At 56.0% G+C, this 16,811-nt stretch carries 4 protein-coding genes; all 4 read left to right on the top strand.

Going from position 1 to position 16,811, the window contains the following annotated elements:
* Positions 1–79 precede the first annotated feature (79 nt).
* From CFF01_RS05990 to CFF01_RS05975, 4 genes are read left to right on the top strand one after another with little or no spacing between them, the layout of a single operon-like run.
* On the top strand, positions 80–934 hold the full coding sequence (locus tag CFF01_RS05990) for a helix-turn-helix domain-containing protein (RefSeq protein WP_033537532.1): 855 nt from the start codon (positions 80–82) through the stop codon (positions 932–934).
* On the top strand, positions 934–8,790 hold the full coding sequence (locus CFF01_RS05985; RefSeq protein ID WP_088904192.1) for a type I polyketide synthase: 7,857 nt from the start codon (positions 934–936) through the stop codon (positions 8,788–8,790). Before CFF01_RS05990 ends, CFF01_RS05985 begins: the two co-directional genes overlap by 1 nt.
* Positions 8,787–10,922 (top strand): PfaB family protein, encoded by a 2,136-nt coding sequence (locus tag CFF01_RS05980; RefSeq protein ID WP_088904191.1) that lies wholly within the window; start codon positions 8,787–8,789, stop codon positions 10,920–10,922. Before CFF01_RS05985 ends, CFF01_RS05980 begins: the two co-directional genes overlap by 4 nt.
* Positions 10,922–16,726, top strand: a complete 5,805-nt coding sequence (locus CFF01_RS05975) for a hotdog fold thioesterase (protein ID WP_088904190.1) — start codon at positions 10,922–10,924, stop codon at positions 16,724–16,726. The genes CFF01_RS05980 and CFF01_RS05975 overlap by 1 nt, the downstream gene beginning before the upstream one ends.
* Positions 16,727–16,811 lie beyond the last annotated feature (85 nt).

Here is a 16,811-nt window from a genome sequence, read left to right as displayed (position 1 = left end):
CTAGGGGAATTCGTCCTCGGTAACATAGGCCGATTTATGATTTGTCCCAATAGATTATTGATGGAAACCGATAATATCTATGCGCGAAAAGCCCAATCACAAGACGCCACCCGCCGAGACCCATTCTAGCGGGGGTAAACTGAGCGCCAGTGAGTACCGGCACAAGAATGCCACCACCACGCCCGAGATGAGACGCTTTATTCAGGACTCAGATCTACCTGTGAGTCAGCTGGCAAAAGTGCTCAATATCAGCGAGGCAACGGTGCGTAAATGGCGCAGGCGTGACTCGATCAACGACACACCCAATACGCCCCATCACCTCAATACCACGCTGACCCCTATGCAGGAGTATGTGGTGGTCGGCCTGCGCTATCAGCTTAAGATGCCCCTGGACAGACTACTGAAGGTGACCCAGGAGTTTATCAATCCCAATGTGTCACGCTCTGGACTCGCCCGTTGCCTCAAACGTTATGGCGTATCGCGCATCGGCAGTATCGAACCCCCTCAGGTGCCCGAGCACTATTTTAACCAGCTACCTATCGCTCAGGGCAGCGACATAGTCACCTATACCTTAAATCCAGAGACACTGGCTCGCACCTTAGCCCTGCCCCAAGCAGATGGCGACAGCGTGTTGCAGGTGGCCTCGCTCACGCTACCGCCTCAGCTCACAGACGCACAACCAAATTCTGTATTGCTGGGCATAGATCCCGATAGTGACTGGATCTACTTAGATATCTATCAAGACGGTAATACCCAGGCCACCAAGCGTTACATTAAACATGTACTGCGCTTTGGCCCCTTTCATCTGCGTAAGTTATTGGTGCGCAACTACCACACATTTTTACAGCGCTTCCCCGGTGCCACCATGGCACAGCTAACACCCGGCGCTGACATTCAAACACCTGAGCTTCAGGTGGTTAACGGAGACTCATAATGAGCCAAACCGATACAACAAGCTCGACGCACAGCGAAGACAAGCGACTCAATAAGCGTCTAAAAGATATGCCCGTTGCCATTGTTGGCATGGCCAGCATCTTTGCCAACTCGCGCTATCTCAACAAGTTTTGGGATATTATCTGCGACAAGATAGATGCCATTACCGAGGTGCCGGACACCCACTGGCAGGCAGAAGATTACTATGATGCCGACAAATCCACGCCCGATAAGAGCTACTGTAAGCGTGGCGGTTTCATGCCTGAGGTTAACTTCAACCCTATGGAGTTTGGTCTGCCGCCCAACATTTTGGAGCTCACCGACACCTCGCAGCTGTTGTCCCTCATTGTGGCCAAAGAGGTGCTCGCCGACGCTAATCTGCCTGGCGACTATGACAGAAACAAGATAGGTATCACCTTAGGGGTGGGCGGTGGTCAGAAGATCAGCCACAGCCTCAATGCCAGATTGCAATATCCTGTGCTCAAAAAGGTGTTTAAACACAGCGGCATCAGCGACGCCGACAGCGAGATGCTGATCAAGAAGTTCCAGGATCAATATATCCACTGGGAAGAAAACTCTTTCCCCGGCTCTCTGGGTAATGTGATCGCCGGACGTATCGCTAACCGCTTTGACTTAGGCGGCATGAACTGCGTAGTCGACGCTGCCTGCGCCGGCTCTCTGGCCGCCATGCGTATGGCGCTCAGCGAACTCGTAGAAGGCCGCTCTGAGATGATGATCACCGGCGGCGTCTGCACAGATAACTCACCCTCTATGTACATGAGTTTCTCCAAGACCCCAGCCTTTACCACCAACGAAACGATACAACCATTTGATGTCGATTCAAAAGGGATGATGATAGGCGAAGGGATTGGCATGGTGGCGCTTAAGCGTCTGGAAGATGCCGAGCGCGATGGCGATCGCATCTATGCGGTGATCAAAGGCGTTGGCGCCTCATCGGACGGCAAGTTTAAATCTATCTATGCACCGCGCCCAGAAGGCCAGGCCAAGGCACTGAAACGCGCCTATGATGATGCGGGATTTGCGCCGCACACTCTCGGCCTTGTCGAGGCTCACGGCACTGGTACCGCCGCTGGCGATGTGGCCGAATTTAACGGCCTGACCTCTGTGTTTAGCGAAGGCTGCGACAGCAAACAACATATTGCCCTGGGGTCGGTGAAATCTCAGATAGGTCACACTAAGTCCACCGCGGGTACCGCTGGCCTTATCAAGGCGGCGCTGGCGCTACACCACAAGGTGTTACCGCCCACTATCAATGTGAATCTGCCTAACCCTAAGCTAAATATTGAGCAGTCGCCCTTCTACCTCAATACCGAGACCCGCCCTTGGCTGCCGCGTCCCGATGGCACGCCACGCCGCGCCGGGATCAGCTCTTTCGGTTTTGGTGGCACCAACTTCCACTTTGTGCTCGAAGAGTACCAGAGCGAACATAGCCGAGATCAGGGCAAGCTGACCCAATTCCGCCAGCGCGCCGTGCCTCAAAGCTTACTGATCAGCGGCGCCGATAAGGCTGACCTGCTCAAAAACCTGCGCCAGTTGTTAACGGCAAACGCAAGTGAGTCTCTGGAAATCCTGGCCAAGCAACACCCGCTGCGCGCCCTGACGGCCGATGCGCCGCGACTGGGTCTGGTTGCACGAGACAGAGATGAACTCAATAAACTATTGAGTCAGGCCGAGGCCAAATTACAAGGCGATGACCAGGCACAATGGTCACTACCGGGAGGCGTATATTACCGCCGCGCCGCGCCAACAGAGGCTAAGGTTGCCGCCCTGTTTGCCGGTCAAGGCGCCCAATACCTCAATATGGGGCTTGAGCTTGCCTGCCACTTCCCTGAGATGCGCGAGCAATTTGTACTGGCCGACAAGGTGTTTGCCAGCCAGGATAAGACGCCGTTGTCGCAACTGGTGTACCCGGTGCCAGTCTTCACGACTGAGGAGCGCAAGGCACAAGAGGCACTACTGACCAATACCGCTAATGCCCAGAGCGCCATCGGCGCCATCTCCATGGGGCAATATGCTCTGCTGAGCGCCGCGGGCTTTGAAGCCGATATGCTTGCCGGTCATAGCTTTGGTGAACTTAGCGCCCTGTGCGCTAGCGGCGTGATCAGCCTGGAAGACTACTACCAGCTGACATTTGCCCGTGGCGATGCCATGGCCAGCCAAAGTGCCGAGGGTGCCGATCGCGGTGCCATGTATGCCATCATCACCAAAACCGCCGAAGATCTGACTCGACTGGAATCAACCCTTACCGCCTTTGAGGGGGTTAAGGTCGCCAACTACAACGCACCGACTCAACTGGTCATCGCAGGTCCAACCCAGGCCACGGCACAAGCTGCCAGCGCCCTGAGCGAACTCGGCTTTAAAGCAATTGCCCTGCCAGTTTCCGGCGCTTTCCACACCCCACTCGTGGGCCATGCACAGGCACCTTTTGCCAAGGCGATCGATAAGGTGAAGTTTACTAAGCCGCAGCGCCCTGTGTATGCCAATGCCAGCGGTGGTCGCTATGCCAATATCGCCAAGACCATCAAGAGTGAGTTTAAGCAGCACATGCTGCAATCGGTGCGCTTTAGCGAGCAGTTAAAGGCGATGTATGACGATGGCGCGCGGATATTTGTCGAATTTGGCCCTAAGAATATTCTGCAAAAATTGGTCGAGGGTACCTTGAGCGAGCAGCTTGACTCCATTAGTACCATCAGCCTAAACCCTAACCCTAAGGGCGACAGCGACCTGCAACTTCGCCAGGCGGCGATTCAGCTGGCCGTCAACGGCATAGCGCTCGAGCAACTGGATCCCTATTGCGCCGAGCCGGCGCCGATTGAGCCAGCATCGCCAATGAACATCACCCTCAACGCGACCAACTATATTAGTCCGGCGACCAAAGCCAAGATGGAAAAGTCACTCCATGCAGGCACTATTTCTTCCAATACCCTGATCGAAGAAAAGATCGTGGAAGTGGAAAAACTGGTCGAAGTTGAAAAAATTGTAGAAGTAGAGAAGATAGTGGAAAAATCAGTCCCAGCACAGCAGGTATCTCCGGCTCAAACAGCCATCGAGAGCCACACCCAAGCAAGCAGTCAGCTACAAGCAGGCAATGGCGATGCCCTGAGCCAATTCTTCGCGGCGCAGCAACAAACGGCCCAGCTGCATCAGCAGTTCCTCGCCATTCCTCAGCAATATGGTGACACCTTCACTCAGCTGATGACGGCGCAAGCTCAAATGGCCGCCGCAGGTGTGGCGATCCCTGAGAGTCTGCAACGTTCAATGGAGCAGTTCCACCAACACCAGGCCCAGACACTACAGAGCCATACCCAGTTCCTTGAGCTGCAAGCCCAAAGCCATCAAAGCGCCTTAAGCCTGCTCAGCCAAGGAGCTGTGGCTGAGCAGGCGAGCACGCCTAGCCAGGTTGCATTCACGCCAGCATCGACTTCGGCGCCAACCCCAGTAAAAGCCACTGTGCCGCCGGCCGCGCCAGCAGTTACGCCAGTACCTCAGGTACAAGCGACGGTTAATCCGCCAGTGGCTACACCTGCTAAAGTGCAGCAAACTGTGCAGCCTATCGCCCCTCAACCAATGGCACCTGCGCAATCACCTGCCATTGAGCCAGTGAGCATGGCGCCAAGTGTTAATCTGGGCAGTGAACAGGTGCAGCAGACCATGCTAAACGTTGTAGCCGATAAAACCGGTTACCCAACCGAGATGCTGGCCCTTGAGATGGACATGGAAGCCGACCTTGGCATCGATTCTATCAAGCGGGTGGAGATCTTAGGCACAGTACAAGATGAGCTGCCAAACCTACCCGAACTCAGCCCAGAGGATCTGGCCGAGTGCCGCACCCTGGGTGAAATCGTCGACTATATGAACAGTAAACTGTCCGCCGCAGGCGCTCCTGTTCAACAAACCGCCGCAGGTTCTCATAGTCAACAATCGAGCGCTACGATTAGCACGCAGCCATCAGTACAAGCTCAAACAAGCACCGCAGCAGTCAACGGCCTTTCATCTTCACAGGTGCAGCAGACCATGCTGAACGTGGTGGCCGATAAGACTGGTTACCCAACCGAGATGTTGGCCCTTGAGATGGATATGGAAGCCGACCTTGGCATCGATTCTATCAAGCGGGTGGAGATCTTAGGCACAGTACAAGATGAGCTGCCAGGACTGCCTGAACTCAGCCCAGAAGATCTGGCCGAGTGTCGTACCCTGGGTGAGATCGTCGCCTACATGAACAGCAAGCTGCCAGCTGCAGGTACCCATATTCAACAAGCAAGCGCTACGCCTGCTAATGACTTGTCATCATCACAGGTGCAGCAGACCATGCTGAGCGTGGTGGCCGATAAGACAGGTTACCCAACCGAGATGCTGGCCCTTGAGATGGACATGGAAGCCGACCTTGGTATCGATTCTATCAAGCGGGTGGAGATCTTAGGCACAGTGCAGGATGAGCTGCCAGGATTGCCAGACCTCAGCCCGGAAGATCTGGCCGAGTGCCGTACCCTGGGTGAAATTGTTAGCTATATGAACAGCAAGCTGCCCGCTGCAGGCGCTCATGTTCAACAAGCCGCCGCAGGCGCTATGACCAACCAACAACCGACAGCACAAACTCAAGCTGGCTTGTCATCATCACAGGTGCAGCAGACCATGTTGAGCGTGGTAGCTGATAAAACAGGTTACCCGACTGAGATGCTGGCCCTCGAGATGGATATGGAAGCCGACCTAGGCATCGACTCTATCAAGCGGGTCGAGATCTTAGGCACAGTTCAAGACGAACTGCCGGGACTACCGGAGCTCAACCCAGAAGATCTGGCCGAGTGTCGCACCCTAGGTGAAATTGTTAGCTATATGAACAGCAAGCTGCCAGCTGCAGGCGCTCATGTTCAACAAGCCGCCGCGGGCGCTATGACCAGCCAACAGCCGACAGCACAAACTCAAGCTGGCTTATCATCATCACAGGTGCAGCAGACCATGCTGAGCGTGGTGGCCGACAAGACAGGTTACCCAACTGAAATGCTGGCCCTTGAGATGGATATGGAAGCCGACCTAGGCATCGACTCAATTAAACGGGTCGAGATCTTAGGCACAGTTCAGGATGAGCTACCGGGACTACCGGATCTCAACCCAGAAGATCTGGCCGAGTGCCGCACTCTGGGTGAAATCGTCGCTTACATGAACAGCAAGCTGCCCGCCGCGGGCGATCATGGCCAACAAGCCGCCGCGGGCGCTATGGCAGAAACGACAGGCAAGCAAGAGGAGAGCGCCACGATTAACCAGGTGCAAGCCATCTCCGCCGAACCTTTAGTCGAGTTACCGCCTCACAGCGAGGTGGCGCTAAAAAAGCTTGAAGCGGCGAAGCCTGATGCCGAGGGTTTCGCCGCCAATGCTACCCTGGTGATCCAAGATGATGGTCACAATGCCGGGGTACTGGCCGAGAAACTCAGCAACAAAGGGCTCAATGTCGTGGTGGTGCGACTTCCTCAGGGGATGCCACAGTCACCGCTAAGCAGCGCCGTGTCTAGCGTGCAGCCAAAAGGGTTAAGCGAAGCCGACATTCAGGAGAGCATGGCTGAGATCCTAGCCGAGCATGGCGCTATCAAAGGCTTTGTTCACCTGCAGCCCATGGCTGACAGTGAGGCCACGCCAGCGCTTTCGCTAACCGAGACAGGGTTTAACCATCTCAGCTCAGCCTTCCTGTGGGCTAAGCACCTGCATGGTCAACTGAGTCAACAAACTGGACGCCGCTGTTTCTTCAGCGTCAGCCGTATCGATGGCGGTTTCGGCTACCTGTCACCTGAACTGCTGGCCAAGAGTGAGCTCAATCAGGCTGCACTGTCGGGCCTGACTAAGACACTAAGCCACGAGTGGCCTGAGGTGTTCTGCCGCGCGCTGGATCTCGCCCCAACGATGAGCGCCGCTCAGCTGGGCGATGCCATAGTGGCTGAGTTATTCGATGCACAGACCCAGCTTAGCGAGGTGGGTATCAGTGTCGATACCGACGGACAATTGTCCCGCCACGCTTTACAGCCAGGGCAGGCAGCGATACACACCCAAGCCGCCAACCTAGACAGTACAGATAAAATACTGGTGACCGGGGGTGCAAAAGGGGTGACCTTCGAATGCGCCTTAGCGCTGGCCAAGCGTTGTCAGTCGCACTTTATCCTCGCAGGTCGCAGCCAACATCTCTCGGCGGCAGAAAGACCAAGCTGGGCACAAGGTAAGTCTGTCGATCAACTCAAGCAGGCTGCTATCGCCCATATTATGGCTAGCGGTGACAAGCCAACGCCTAAGCAGATAGATGCCTTAATCTGGCCGATCAAGAGCAGCCTTGAGATTGACGCCGCCCTGAAAGCCTTCGAGGCGGTAGGTGCATCGGCCGAATATCTCGCCATGGATGTGACCAACAGCGAGTCTATCACCCATGCGCTGGGGATCATCACCCAGATAAGCCCTATCACAGGCCTTATCCACGGCGCCGGTGTATTGGCCGATAAACATATTCAAGACAAGCAGCTCGACGAGCTAGCGCGTGTTTATGGCACTAAGGTTAGAGGCTTACAAGCTCTGCTCTCTGTACTTGATATGACACAGCTTAAACTGGTTGCCCTCTTCTCTTCGGCGGCGGGTTTCTATGGCAACACAGGCCAGAGTGACTACGCCATGGCGAACGAGATCCTCAACAAGGCGGCACTGCAACTGACTCAGTTAAACGAGCAGACCAAGGTGATGAGCTTTAACTGGGGCCCTTGGGATGGCGGCATGGTCAATCCTGCGCTGAAGAAGATGTTTGTCGAGCGCGGCGTCTATGTGATCCCACTGCAGGCGGGTGCCGAGCTGTTTGCCACCAAGTTGCTAAGCCCAAGTGGCGCGCAGCTGCTGGTAGGCAGTGATATGCAAGGCAACACAGCTAAAGCCGATGAGGCAAGCTCAGTAAAAAAGCCTGATGCGGATGAGGTGCACGTCGCACAGCATCCGCTGCCGCCTGTCACCTTAACGCGCCAGTTAACGCCCGCGACCATGGCCTTTGTCTCAGACCATGTGATCGGCGGTAACCCGGTATTACCGACGGTTTGTGCTATCCAATGGATGCGTGAAGCCGCTCGGGCGCACATTGGCGCCCCGGTAAAGGTGCGCAGCTATAAGCTGCTCAAAGGCATTATTTTCGACACCGAAGCGCCGCAAACCTTAGTGCTTACGCTAACCCCAGAATATAAGGGCGATAGCCTGACGGCCATTCAGGCCTCAATAAGCAGCGAGGGACGGCCGCAGTACCAGGCGAGCCTTTGTTTGATGGATAGCGAGGACAGCTCGGCGCCAATCAAGGCCTTCGAGGGGCAGTACAATAACGAGGCGGTCACCGATGCCAGCACGCTCTACAGTGACGGCACCCTGTTTCATGGGCCAAGACTGCAGGGATTAGATAAGGTACTTAAGTTCGATGAGCAGGGCCTTATCGCCTCTGTTAGCCTGCCCCAGGTGCGCGAAGCCGACTGCGGCGAGTTTATACCTAGCCTAAGCAGCGCAGGCTGTCAGCCTTTTGCTGAGGATCTCTTGCTCCAAGCCATGTTGGTCTGGGCAAGGCTCAGCTATGGGGCGGCCAGTTTGCCATCGGCCATCGACGAGTTCATCAGTGTGCAGCCGATGCACGGCGGCGAAACCGGCTATATCGAGCTGAACGTGGTCAAGAGCAATCGCAGAAGCCTGACGGCCGATGTGGCGCTTTACCATCAAGATGGCCGCCTGAGCGCCCTGATGAAAGGGGCCAGGATCACCATAAGCTCAACCCTCAATGCCGCTTTCGTGCCACACGGCGCGCGCGGTGAAACGGCCAACGAGGAGGCGACGCAGTGACCCAGGAGTTTGGCCAAAAGGTAAGCAATGCTAACGCTAACAGCGAAGGCGCGACCCCACTGCGGGTCGCCCTCTTGCTGTTGCCAAAAGATGCAGCCTTGCCCGATACCTTAGCCAATCAGCCAGTTCGAGAGCTGCAAGTTGACCAAACTGAGACTGACCTTACTGAGAATAAGCTGGCTCAGACACTAGAGCAGGCAGTGAGCTGGGTCGCCACAGGCGATCTGGTTTGCCTGCAAGGCGCCCAGCAAACATTGCTGCTGATGCCAGCGCTCAAGGCGGCGCAGCACAAGCTGCACCCTCATGCCCATCTGGCGGCGCTGCAATATGGTCAAAGCCAGAGCAGTGCACTGCAAGGCGCGCTGGCACAGGCCAAACGCCAACCGGATAGTGTTCAGTGCAGAGCGCATATCAATGACATGAACAAGGGCTTCGACGCCTTGTGTCGCCTGATCGCTGATATTGCTCAGCGAACCATTAGGCGTTCAGATACTCGGCGTCACTATTGGTTTACCGAGCCCTATCAAGGGCGAGTGGCGACGCTTACCCTGGAGAATACCCAGCCTCAGCAAGGGAAAGCGCAAACTCATCTGGCCATGGTGCTGACACAGGGCACAGGCCGGCTCAAGGCGCGTTCGCTACTATCGGCCAGCCAGCTGTTCTTTCTGCTACCCGGTAGCAGTGAAGCCACGCTCAACCAAGGTCTATGGGCCCTGGCGGCGGCCTTGGATAAGCTCGCCTTATCACAGACCGAGCCCTTAGCGCGGGAGATGGCGATCATTGAGCTGATGCAGCAAAATCTCGATGCCTTTGTCACCAGCGGCCCGACACGTTTTGTGATCTGTTTACAGGCCATAAGTATCGAGGCGCTTGGGCAGGAGATCACCGCCATGAGCCAGGCGCTGGCCAAGATCTGTAAGGAGAAAGGGGAATACCGTACGCCATCGGGTAGCTATTTCAGCACCGCGCCGCTGGGTCAGGCCAAGCTGGCCTTCGTTTATCCCGGCGTTGGCACCATCTACCCAGATATGCTGCATGAGCTGCACAGCTACTTTCCGGCCCTGTTTAGCCGCTTGCAGCAGCAAGGAGATCTCAAGGCGATGCTGCAGGCCGATATGATCTATCAAGATGATAAGGCTGGCACTCAGCAGATGCCTCTAAGCAAGATGGCTATTGCCGGTGTGGGCGCCAGCTACCTGCTGACCAAGCTCTTGGTGGATGAATTTGCAGTGCAGCCTCACTTTGCCCTGGGTTACTCCATGGGTGAAGCCGCCATGTGGGCAAGCCTGGATGTGTGGCAAGATCCCCATAGCTTGATCGATAAGACCCTGAGCGATCCCCTGTTTACCGAGGAGATCTCAGGTCCGCTCAAGGCGGTTCGTCGTCACTGGCAACTGTCAGAGAACGACCCTCTCGAATGGAACAATTTTCTGGTGCGATGCCAAGGCGATGATATTCAGCCTTTGCTGGAGCGTTACCCCAGAGCCTATCTTGCCATCACTCAGGGGGATACCTGCGTGATCGCTGGCTGTCAGGCCAGTTGCCAGGCCCTGTTACAGGAACTGGGTAAGCGTGGCATAGCCGCCAATCGAGTGACCGCCATGCATACGCCACCGGCCTTAAGCCTGCAGTCGCAGGTGCAGGCCTTCTATCATCAGGCTCTCATGGCCGAAGCCGCCGAGCATCCGGTCAAATTTATCAGCGCCGCCAGCCTCATCGATGGCCAAGATGGCGCCGTCAACGAGACTCAGGCCCTGAGTGCCGAAGCTATCGCGACCTCGATAGCCAAGACCTTCTGCCATCGCCTCGATTTTGAGTCGCTCATCCAGAGCGCAACCCATCAGGGCGCAGCGCTATTTGTCGAGGTCGGTGCCGACAGACAAAACTGCACCCTGATAGATAAAATTCTAAAAGCCAGCGAGACACCCCACGTCAGCGTGCCGGTCAATGCCCGCGGCGCAAACGAGGTGATCACCCTGCTCAAAGCCTTGGGCACACTGATCAGCCACAGAGTTCCCGTCAGCCTCACTGTGCTGCAACTGGGACTCAAGCGTGAACTGGCTAAGCTGCAACAGCGCAGCGCTCAAGGTGAGCCCCCGCTCGCCAATACCCTATTTCAAGAGGAAGTCTAATGCCTTCAAATGAAGCGCCTTCTGCCAAACAAGCGCCAAGCAAGACCCGAGGTCATGGCAAGATTGCCATCGTGGGTCTGGCAAACCTCTACCCGGACGCCAAGACCCCTAAGCAGTTTTGGCAAAACCTGCTCGACAAACGCGACTCTCGTACCCAACTCAGCGATGACAAGCTCGGCGCCCATTTAGCCGACTATCGTGGCGAACAGGGCGAGGCCGATCGCTTCTACTGCGATAAGGGCGGGTATATTGAAGATTTTCACTTTAATCCCTATGGCTATAAGCTGCCGCCCGAACAACTTCAGGGGATGGACGATAGCCTGCTGTGGGCGCTGGACACCAGTCGCAATGCCCTGCTCGATGCGGGCATTGCCCTGGACTCTCCTCAGCTATCACGCTGCGGCATCATCATGGGCACCCTCTCTTTCCCTACGGCAAAATCGAATGAGTTGTTTCTGCCCCTCTACCATAAGGCGGTAGAAAAAGCCCTTAAGCAGAAGCTGGCCTGTCCAGACTTCAGCCTGAGCGACTACAACGCCCATAGTCCGGCTGCCACCACCTTAGACGTTGCCAATGGTGCTATTGCCCACAACACCTCTAAGCTAGTGGCCGATGCCCTTGGCCTTGGGCGCGTTCAGCTTAGCCTGGATGCCGCCTGCGCCAGCTCAGTTTATTCGCTGAAACTAGCCTGCGACTATCTCAACACAGGCAAGGCCGATCTTATGTTGGCGGGCGCCGTCTCCGGCGCCGACCCTTTCTTTATTAACATGGGCTTCTCCATCTTCCACGCCTACCCAGAGCATGGCTTCTCGGCCCCCTTCGATCGTAATACCAAGGGGCTGTTTGCCGGAGAAGGCGCTGGGGTACTGGCACTCAAACGCCTCGAAGACGCCGAGCGTGATAATGATAAGATCTACGCCATTGTCAGCGGCATCGGCCTGTCTAATGACGGCAAGGGACAGTTTGTGCTCAGCCCCAACAGTAAGGGGCAGGTCAAGGCCTTCGAGCGTGCCTATCGCGACGGCGGCGTCGATCCCAAACATATCGAAGTGATCGAATGCCACGCCACGGGCACCCCGCTGGGAGACAAGGTAGAGCTGGCCTCTATGGAGCAATTTTTTGCCCCTAGGCTCGAAGGTGCAAGCGCGCCCATGATAGGCTCGGCCAAGTCCAACCTCGGGCATTTACTTACCGCCGCAGGCATGCCAGGAATCATGAAGATGATCTTCGCCATGCGTCAGGGCGTGTTACCGCCAGGAATTAACCTCAGTGAGGCCATCGAATCGCCAAATGGTCTATTTGGCGCTCATACCCTGCCCAGTCAGGTGACGCCTTGGCCAGTTAAGGCCGATAACGCGGCGCGATTAGCCGGGGTGTCGGTATTTGGCTTCGGCGGCTGTAATGCTCATCTGTTGTTAGAATCCTATACGCCCACAGAGTGCGAGCCTTCAACCACAGTGACATCGCCGCAGTTAACTGCGCCTTGTCACAACGGCTCGACACCGCAATTTGTGATCAGTGGTATTGCGGCGCATCTTGGCCCTCTTGGCAGCATTAACGCACTCGACACCTGTATTCGCCAAGAGCAAGAGGCCTTTGTGCCCCTGCCACCAGCGCGCTGGAAAGGGTTAGATCAGCACCCAGAACTGCTAGCACAATTTGGCCTCGACTCGGCCCCCCAAGGCGCCTATGTAGATAGCTTCGAGCTGGATTTTCTGCGCTTTAAACTGCCTCCCAATGAAGACGATCGCCTTATCGGCCAACAGCTGATGCTGATGAAAGTCGCCGACGAAGCGATACGCGACGCAGCGTTACAGCCAGGGCAAAAAGTGGCCGTCTTGGTCGCCATGGAGACAGAGCTGGAACTGCACCAGTTCCGCGGACGGGTAAACCTGCACACTCAGCTCAAACAGAGTCTGGATGCCATGGGCGCCAGCCTGAGTGACAGCCAGTATCGTGAGCTTGAGGCCTTAGCCATGGACAGCGTGCTCGACGCCGCCAAGCTAAACCAATACACCAGCTTTATCGGCAACATCATGGCCTCGCGTATCGCCTCCCTGTGGGACTTCAGCGGTCCGGCCTTCACCATCTCCGCTGGCGAGCAATCTGTGGGCCGCGCCCTGGATGTGGCGGAAAATATCATGGTGCAGGAGCAGCTTGATGCCGTGGTGATCGCCGCGGTCGATCTCTGTGGCAGCCTGGAGCAGGTGATGCTGAAAAATGCTATCGCCCCCGTGGCCAGTCAGAGCCATCCAAACGGCTGGCGACTGGCGGAAGGCGCCGGCGCCCTGGTGCTGGAAACCTCATCTCACCAAAGCCAGCGTGGCGCAAGCGCCTATGGCAAGATAGAGAGCCTCAACTTTGGTCCTCAGCATCAATTAGCGCGCCTGTGCGATGAGCTATTGACCCTCAATGGCACAGATGCCGATCAGATCTCACTGGTCGAGATGAGTGTGGCGCCTTGCAGCCAGCATCAGCCCCAACAGCTGATAGCGCAGCTGCCTACGGCGCAGGCTCGTCTGGTGCAGAGCGACCAACAACTGGGCCACAGCTTTGCCGCCGCCGGCATGACCAGCCTTATCGCCACACTGCTGCGCATGACACAAGAAAACGCGGACAATGCCTTGGTCGCCAACTTCAGCGAAGATCAGAGCGCCTTGGTGCACCTTACTCAAACTCATGCCCAACGCAGCGCGCTGACCCAAAGGCTAGACCAGGATCTCACCACCCATGAGGGGCGTAGCCTGATCAAGCGGGTCACCCTGGGTGGACCCGGCATCATAGACCACATACTGACCCAGCCGCTGACGCAACTGTCAGCGCTGCAAGATAAGTTGGCCGCGGCCAAAGGACAAGTTCAGACTAAACCGAAAAAAGTGGCCAAGCTTATAAGCTATTTAGGCCAGGTTAATTCGAACACGACTCAAGAATCACAGTTTGCCACGCCGTCGATGACAGGCGATGCAACAGGTAACTTACCCACTATGACCCAGCATTCAGCTCAGCCACCAGGCTCACCGATCAGCAACCCTGATCTCAGCGCCTTTCATGACAATCAACAAAAGGCCCGTCAGGCCCATCTCGCTTTCCTCAAGAGCCGTGAATCAGGCCTGAAAGTGGCCGACCTGCTGCTTAAGCAGCAACTGGCCCAAGCCATAGGTAGCCCATCGGCGTCAGCTGCGGCCTCAAGCGTCACCCAGATGCCACTCAGGCCAAGGCATGATCTGGTCTCGCCCTACCGCGCGCCAGTTCCAGCCCATAAGCCCTGCATCTGGGACTACCATGATCTGGTTGAATACGCCGAGGGCGATATTGCCAAAGTATTCGGCCCAGAGTATGACGTCATCGACAGTTATTCACGCCGTGTGCGCCTGCCCACTACAGATTATCTGCTGGTATCACGGGTTACAGAGCTTGATGCCAAACTGGGCGAATATAAGCCCAGCACCATGACCACGGAATACGACATTCCAGTGGATGCCCCCTACCTGGTCGATGGTCAGATCCCTTGGGCGGTCGCGGTGGAATCGGGTCAGTGTGACCTCATGCTAATTAGCTACCTGGGCATAGACTTCGAGAACAAGGGCGAGCGAGTCTATCGCCTGCTTGACTGTACCCTCACCTTCTTAGGGGACCTACCCCGCGGCGGCGATACCCTAAGGTATGAGATTAAGATCAACAACTTCGCCCGAAATGGCGATACCCTGCTGTTCTTCTTCTCCTACGAATGTTTCGTTGGCGATACCATGATCCTCAAGATGGATGGCGGCTGCGCTGGCTTCTTCACCGACGCCGAGCTGGCTGACGGCAAAGGGGTGATCCGCACCGAAGAGGAGCTGCTGGCTCGCAGCCGCGCCGCTAAGCAGACCTTTAATCCACTCCTGGACTGTCCGCGCAGCCAATTTGATTATGCTGCGATCCACAAACTCTTGTCGGCCGATATTCAAGGCTGTTTCGGTCCATCCCACGCAGGCCCGGCGCAACCCTCACTCTGCTTCGCCTCCGAGAAGTTCTTGATGATCGAAGAGGTCAGCAAGGTAGAACGAAACGGCGGCGCCTGGGGCCTTGGACTGGTCGAAGGCCATAAGCAGCTCGAGCCTAACCACTGGTACTTCCCTTGTCACTTCAAGGGTGACCAGGTGATGGCCGGCTCACTGATGGCCGAAGGTTGTGGCCAGTTACTGCAATTCTACATGCTGCACCTTGGCATGCACACCCAAACCCAAAATGGTCGTTTCCAGCCACTGGAGAATGCCTCGCAGAAGGTACGTTGCCGTGGTCAGGTGCTGCCGCAATCGGCTCGTCTCACCTACCGTATGGAAGTGACCGAGATAGGCTTTAGCCCACGCCCTTACGCCAAGGCGAATATCGATATCTTGCTTGATGGCAAGGTGGTGGTGGACTTCCAGAATCTGGGGGTAATGATCAAAGAAGAATCTGAGTGCACCCGCTACCCAGCTCTCGAGACGAAGCAAGGCGCTTCACAGGCCAAAAGCGGTCAAGGTGCATCAGCCAATGCCCCGCTGATGACTAATGCTCCGCTGATGACTAATGCACCGCTGATGGCTCAGATCCCCGATCTCAACGCCGCCCCTAACAAGGGCGTGATCCCGCTAACGCATGTGGAGGCGCCTGTCATCCCTGACTACCCGAACCGGGTGCCCGACACTGTGCCTTTTACGCCGTATCATCTGTTCGAGTTTGCCACCGGCGATATCGAAAAATGCTTCGGTCCAGAGTTTGCTATCTACCGCGGCATGATCCCGCCGCGCACTCCTTGTGGTGATCTGCAGCTCACCACCCGTGTGATAGAGGTTAACGGCCAGCGCGGCGACTTCAAGCGCCCTGCCAGCTGTATTGCCGAATATGAGGTCCCCAAGGATGCATGGTATTTCGATAACAACAGCCATCAGGCGCTGATGCCCTACTCTGTGATGATGGAGATCGCCCTGCAGCCAAACGGCTTTATCTCGGGCTACATGGGCACCACACTCGGTTTCCCTGGTCTCGAGCTCTTCTTCCGTAACTTAGACGGTAGTGGCGAACTGCTGCGTCAGGTGGATCTTCGCGGCAAGACGATCGTTAATGATTCACGCCTACTTTCCACTGTCATGGCTGGCACCAACATCATTCAGAGCTTTAGCTTCGAGCTGAGCACAGATGGTGAACCCTTCTATCGCGGCACAGCTGTGTTTGGTTATTTCAAGGCCGAGGCGCTTAAAGATCAGCTGGGATTAGACAATGGTAAGGTCACTCAGCCTTGGCATCAGGCCAAGGGGATAGCACCAGATATCAAGGTCAACCTGCTGGATAAACAGAGTCGTCACTTCAATGCGCCGACAGGTCAGCCCCACTATCGTCTAGCAGGCGGTCAGCTGAACTTTATCGACAGCGTCGAGATTGTCGATAACGGCGGCACCCACGGCCTGGGCTATCTCTACGCCGAGCGCACCATAGATCCTAGCGATTGGTTCTTCCAGTTCCACTTCCATCAGGATCCTGTAATGCCTGGTTCATTAGGCGTTGAAGCTATCATAGAAACCATGCAGACTTATGCCATCAGCAAAGACTTGGGCACCGGGTTTACCAACCCGAAATTTGGTCAGATCCTCTCCAATATCAAGTGGAAGTATCGTGGTCAGATAAACCCACTGAACAAACAGATGTCGATGGATGTCAGCATCACCTCCATTAAAGAGGAAGCCGGTAAGAGAGTGATCACAGGTAACGCCAGCCTGAGCAAGGATGGCCTGCGGATCTACGAAATCACCGACATCGCGATCTGCATCGAAGAAGCGCAGTAATTAAGGGGATACTGAGCGGACCGATATCCGGCTCAGCCAATAATCATAATAAAAGCGGCTGGCTTAGGAGAGGTGCAAGGCACTG

The organism is Shewanella marisflavi (genome assembly GCF_002215585.1).
GTDB lineage: Bacteria > Pseudomonadota > Gammaproteobacteria > Enterobacterales > Shewanellaceae > Shewanella > Shewanella marisflavi.
The sequence above is the reverse complement of the archived record's forward strand: the minus strand, read 5'-3'. Positions and strand labels throughout refer to the sequence as shown.

What these genes read in the sequence shown, in the direction of transcription:
- CFF01_RS05985 (WP_088904192.1), top strand. Translation starts at nt 934, where the DNA reads ATGAGCCAAACCGATACAACAAGCTCGACGCACAGCGAAGACAAGCGA.
- CFF01_RS05990 (WP_033537532.1), top strand. Translation starts at nt 80, where the DNA reads ATGCGCGAAAAGCCCAATCACAAGACGCCACCCGCCGAGACCCATTCT.
- CFF01_RS05975 (WP_088904190.1), top strand. Translation starts at nt 10,922, where the DNA reads ATGCCTTCAAATGAAGCGCCTTCTGCCAAACAAGCGCCAAGCAAGACC.